The following is a 5,525-nucleotide window of genomic DNA, read 5'->3' as shown; positions in this document are numbered from 1 at the left end:
CTCAGAAGCTGCCTCATGAGTGATTTCCATCTCAAAAATATCTGCCGTCCTCTCGACAATTTCTGTCAAGTCAGCATGGGCATAGTATTCCATATGACCTGTAATCCCAAAACGTGCCCGTAGCGGATTTGAGAGCATACCAGCCCGAGTCGTCGCACCAATCAAAGTAAAAGGTGGCAACTCCAAATGAACACTGCGACTGCCTTCACCAGCCCCAATCATGATATCAATGTAGAAGTCCTCCATGGCACTATAAAGCACCTCTTCCACAGACATGGGCAAGCGATGAATCTCATCAATAAAAAGCACATCCCCAGGCTCTAAGTCATTCAAAATCGCTACTAGATCACCAGCCTTTTCAATGACAGGCCCAGAGGTCTGCTTAAGATTGACTCCCAGTTCGTTGGCAATAACAAAGGCCATGGTCGTTTTTCCCAAGCCTGGAGGGCCAAATAAGAGCACATGATCCAGCGCTTCATCTCGCATTTTGGCAGCCTCGATAAAGATTTGGAGCTGGTCCTTGACCTTGTCCTGCCCAATATATTCACGTAAGTACTGAGGACGGAGCGTGCGTTCTACTAACTCCTCATCCTCCATTATCTCATTATCTAAAATTCTACTCATGGCTCTATTATATCAAAAAACCAAGCCACAAACAAAAAAGCCACCTGATTAGGTTACTCCCGAATTTAGCACTTATGTGGTATAATATTGTTCGGCACTTCTACACCGCCTGCGAAAGGAGGTGAGATAGCCCATGATGGATACAATACTTAAAACTATCATCGGACCAATTGTGGTCGGTGTCGTTCTTCGGATAGTCGATAAATGGCTAAACAAGGACAAATAGTGTCAAAAAGACCCCAAGCTATTTGGACGTGAGCTTGGGGTCTTTTCTAGCCTATGATATAGACACAATACTTAATTCCCTTTTATTATCCCATAGTTCACAAAATTTGTCAAAGGTTTATATTCTCTTGAACCTCTGTACTACAAGACGTTCAAGATTGCGAAAGTTATCGGAAAATGATGTTTAAAATAGTCCCCAAAAGCCTGAAATAGAGCTAAAAAACTCCACCTGATTGGGTGACTCCCGAGTTTAACACTTATGTGGTATAATATTCTACGGCACTGCTACACCGCCTACGAAAGGAGGTGAGATAGCCCATGATGGAACTAATCCTTAAAACTATCATCGGACCGATTGTGGTCGGTGTCATCCTTCGCTTAGTCGATAAATGGCTAAACAAAGATAGATAGTGTCAAAAAAGACCCCAAGCTTAATGTGGAAGTTAGCTTGGGGTCTTTTCTAGTCCATGATATAGAACTAATCCTTAATTCCTCTCCATTATCCCATAGTTCACAAAATTTGTCAAAACTTTACAACCTCAGCTTCCCAAGCTTTAACCGCTTTACAACAAAACGGTCAAGATTAAGAGAAAGTTAGGGATTCTATCAATTTCATAGAAATTTTGATTTAGTAAACGAAGAGACAATCTTATATGTCACTCCTCATTTAATACGCCACTACTGGACAAGCAAAATCATTATTACAGCAGTTTCAGTCCTTCAATTAACAGTCACTTACAATCAAATTGAGTTTGAAGTAGCTGAAGTAACAGCAAACCTATTTCTTAGTCATATTTGCTAAAAAGATCCCCGCCAATTCCCCGACCAAAATCCGAAAAATACCGAAAAATATCGAAAAATGATTTTTAGAATAGTCCCCAAAAGCCTGAAATAGAGCCAAAAAACTCCACCTGATTGGGTGGAGTTAAGGGAGATTATTATGAAAAAGAAAAGTTTAGGATTTTATTAAATAAAGTTAGGAGGTCTTTATTTAATAACTATATGATACAAGACGAAGCTTAAAACTAGCTTAACTTTTTCTCAGATTCTACCATTTTGCAGAAAATCACTATCACCATCACCTCACAAAAAAGCCACCTAATTAGGTGACTTCATTAGGAGATTATGATGAAAAAAAGTTTTAGGATTTCATTAAATAAAGTTAGGAGGTCTTTATTTAATGACTATATGATACTAGACCATCCTTAAACTTTGCTTAAGAAAAAACAAGTTTTGTTATTTTTCTCGATTCGTCCAAATCATTCCTGTACAGTCATAGGTGGATAAGATTTCAAAGCCCATAGAACGATAAAATCCCAAGGTTCTTTCTGTCTGTTCTGTTACCAGCTGGACTTGATAGACATCTTTGTAATCTTTTAAAGCCTCTTTCATCAAGAGACTACCAATCCCTTGGCGCTGATAGCTAGGCAAAACAATCAAATCCTGTACAAAAACTGATGAAAAACCATCTCCAACCAAACGAATCAAGCCCACTACAGCATCACCATCAAGTGCCAGATAAATTACTAATGAATGAAATAAGGCCTGCTCCAGCATCTGAGGTTGATTTGTATAATTTGTCCAACCGACAGCCTGATAGAGATGCAAAACATCCTCTAGCTTGACAATTTCTTGCTTTTTAATAGTAATCATCTCAACACCTCTTAAAGCTCTCTCAAGCTCTTGTACTGCTGTCCATTTTTATCAAAGTTTTCAGGACGCAACCATATTTCCAAACGAGCTTTGACTTTTGGCCAGTCCTTATCAATCATAGACAACCAATCCGTATCCCTCGTACGCCCCTTATAAACCACTGCCTGGCGGAAGGTTCCTTCATAAATAAAGCCCAAACGTTCCGCTGCTCGTCTGGATGGCATGTTAAGAGCATCGCATTTCCATTCATAGCGACGATAGTTAAGCTCCTCAAAGACATAGCAAGCCAAGAGATACTGGGCTTCTGTTCCTATCCGTGTCCCCCTGAGCTCTGGAGAAAAAGTGACAGCTCCCACTTCTATTACTCGGTTATTCTGGTCAATACGCATGAGAGAAAAAGTTCCCAAAACCTTACCAGTTACCTTGTCTATGATTGCATAGTAAAAACGGTCCTTACGAGCTAACATCTGATTTAAAAGGGTAACCAGCTCCTCCATATCTGCCACTGGTTCCTGAAAGAGGTAGGTCCACATCTCCCGAGGAGTATCCGGGCCATAAACAGCTAGCAAATCCTCCGCATGTTTTTCTACCGAGAGAGCCTCTATCCGAGCATAACGCCCTTCTAAGAAATCAATAGAAGGCAGTGTACCGGATGTATAACCTTCCATTGACTCCCCAATCATCTGACCATATTCGTTTACTGGCATCTTTCTTCTCCTTGTTTTACTTTTCAAACTTTATAGTTGCCCATAGTATATCATACTTTCATAAGAAGATTCAAAAAATCCTCCAGATTCTACTCTGAAGGATTCTTATCTTATTTCACAACAATATTAACCAATTTAGTTGGCTTCAATAGTCCAGTGGACTATTGAAGGTGGCAGATAGAGCTAATAAACTCGTTATTTAACGACGATATTAACGAGTTTGTTAGGTACTGCAATCACTTTCACGATTTCCTTACCGTCAATTTCTGCCTTGACTTTTTCATCAGCGAGAGCAATTTCTTGCAATTCTTCGCGTGATAGATCTTTAGCAACCATGAGTTTGGCACGAACTTTTCCTTTGATTTGGACAACGATTTCGATTTCGTCTTCAACCAATTTGCTTTCGTCCCATGTTGGCCAAGCCACGTAAGAGATTGACTCACCTGTTGCTGCAACTGTTTGCCAGAGCTCTTCTGCCAAGTGAGGTGCAAATGGTGCAATCAACTGAACGAAGCCTTTGGCGTAGTCTACATAAAGTTTGTCTTCCTTGTTAGCAGCGTTGACAAAGACCATAAGTTGGGCAATGGCTGTGTTGAATTTCATAGACTCGATTTGCTCAGTGACAGATTTGACTGTTTCATTGTAGACCTTATCAAGAGCGCCATTGTTTTCCGCAACGATTTCCTTACTCGTAATCAAACGGTAAACACGGTCAAGGAATTTACGGCTTCCTTCCAGACCTTCTTCTGACCAAGCAATCGAAGCATCAAGTGGTCCCATAAACATTTCATAGACACGAAGGGTATCGGCACCGTATTGTTCCACCACATCATCTGGGTTAACAACGTTCTTGAGGGATTTAGACATCTTGGCTGGCGCTTGCTCCAACTCTTCCCCTGTTTCCACATGGAAGAAAGAACCGTCACGTTTTTCAACCTTGTCAGTCGCCACAAGCGCTCCACGGTGGTCGCGGTAGCTGGTTCCCAAAATCATTCCTTGGTTAAAGAGTTTTTGGAATGGTTCCTTAGTCGGAACAACACCGAGATCATAGAGGAATTTATGCCAGAAACGAGCGTAAAGCAAGTGAAGAACGGCATGCTCTGCACCACCCACGTAGATATCTACTGGCAACCATTGTTTGAGCAGATCCTCATCGGCCAATTTCTCAGTATTGTGTGGGTCAATATAGCGGAGGTAGTACCAGCTTGAACCTGCCCATTGTGGCATGGTGTTGGTTTCGCGACGACCTTTAACACCATCTTCACGAGTCACTTCAAGCCAGTCTGTCAAGTTAGCTAGTGGACTTTCACCAGTACCTGAGGGACGGATGTCCTTGGTTACAGGCAAGACAAGTGGCAATTCACTTTCAGGAACAGCTGTTGAAGTTCCATCTTCCCAATGAATGATAGGAATTGGCTCACCCCAGTAACGTTGACGGCTAAAGAGCCAGTCGCGGAGACGGTAGGTAACCTTCTCCTGACCACAGTCGTTTTCTTCCAACCAAGCCACAATCTTGGCAATTGCGTCTTCTTTATTCAATCCATCTAGGAAGTCTGAATTGACATGAAGACCATCCTCTGTGTAGGCAGCTTCTGCTACGTTTCCACCTTCAAGGACTTCTACGATTGGAAGGTCAAATTGTTTGGCAAATTCCCAGTCACGTTGGTCGTGGGCTGGCACAGCCATTACCGCACCTGTTCCGTAACTAGAAAGAACATAGTCGGCAATCCAGATTGGAATTTCCTTACCATTGACAGGGTTGATGGCATAAGCACCAGTCCAAACCCCTGTTTTTTCTTTGGCAAGATCTGTACGAGCCAAGTCAGACTTGAGGCTGGCTTGGTGTTTGTATTCTGCTACTGCTTCTGCTTGCTCTGTGCTTGTGATGGCATCTACTAGTTCATGCTCAGGAGCCAAAACGGTGAAAGTCGCACCGAAAAGAGTATCAGGACGAGTGGTAAAGACTGTGAATTCCTTGTCTGTTCCCTTAACTTTAAAAGTTACATTAGCACCAGTTGATTTCCCAATCCAGTTGCGTTGCATGTCCTTGATAGACTCTGGCCAATCAAGTTCATCTAAGTCATTAAGCAAACGCTCCGCATAGGCCGTGATTTTGAGCATCCATTGGCGCATTGGTTTGCGAACAACTGGATATCCTCCACGCTCAGAAGTTCCGTCAGGAAGTACTTCTTCATTGGCAATGGCAGTTCCCAATTCCTCAACCCAGTTTACTGGCACTTCCGCTTCATAGGCCAAGCCTTTTTCGTAAAGCTTAGTGAAAATCCATTGAGTCCACTTGTAGTAGTTTGGATCTGT

Annotated in this window: 6 protein-coding genes; 2 read left to right on the top strand and 4 right to left on the bottom strand. The window is 42.2% G+C overall.

Translation table 11 applies throughout. From position 1 onward, the window contains the following. The coding region (gene ruvB, locus SMIDD26_RS01300; RefSeq protein WP_134990098.1) for a Holliday junction branch migration DNA helicase RuvB at positions 1–624 on the bottom strand (624 nt) is incomplete at its 3' end. Between the two features lie 133 nt (positions 625–757). On the opposite strand from ruvB, the gene SMIDD26_RS11205 reads away from it, so the two are divergent. After that, positions 758–850, top strand: a complete 93-nt coding sequence (locus SMIDD26_RS11205; RefSeq protein WP_000969508.1) for a type I toxin-antitoxin system Fst family toxin — start codon at positions 758–760, stop codon at positions 848–850. A 317-nt stretch (positions 851–1,167) separates the two neighbouring features. Then, on the top strand, positions 1,168–1,260 hold the full coding sequence (locus tag SMIDD26_RS11200) for a type I toxin-antitoxin system Fst family toxin (RefSeq protein ID WP_000970294.1): 93 nt from the start codon (positions 1,168–1,170) through the stop codon (positions 1,258–1,260). A gap of 825 nt (positions 1,261–2,085) precedes the next feature. Here SMIDD26_RS11200 and SMIDD26_RS01295 read toward each other — a convergent pair. The 3 genes from SMIDD26_RS01295 to leuS form a co-directional block, all read right to left on the bottom strand. Further along, entirely contained in the window at positions 2,086–2,502 is a 417-nt protein-coding gene (locus SMIDD26_RS01295; RefSeq protein WP_061438670.1) for a GNAT family N-acetyltransferase, read from the bottom strand. Positions 2,503–2,513: 11 nt separating this feature from the next. Continuing rightward, on the bottom strand, positions 2,514–3,209 hold the full coding sequence (locus SMIDD26_RS01290) for a GNAT family N-acetyltransferase (protein ID WP_061438669.1): 696 nt from the start codon (positions 3,207–3,209) through the stop codon (positions 2,514–2,516). Between the two features lie 195 nt (positions 3,210–3,404). Then, on the bottom strand, positions 3,405–5,525 hold a 2,121-nt coding region (leuS, locus tag SMIDD26_RS01285; protein ID WP_246746839.1), incomplete at its 5' end, for a leucine--tRNA ligase.

Origin of the sequence: Streptococcus mitis (genome assembly GCF_001579035.1) — a bacterium.
GTDB classification, from domain to species: domain Bacteria; phylum Bacillota; class Bacilli; order Lactobacillales; family Streptococcaceae; genus Streptococcus; species Streptococcus mitis_J.
This window is presented reverse-complemented; position numbering and strand designations above follow the sequence as displayed.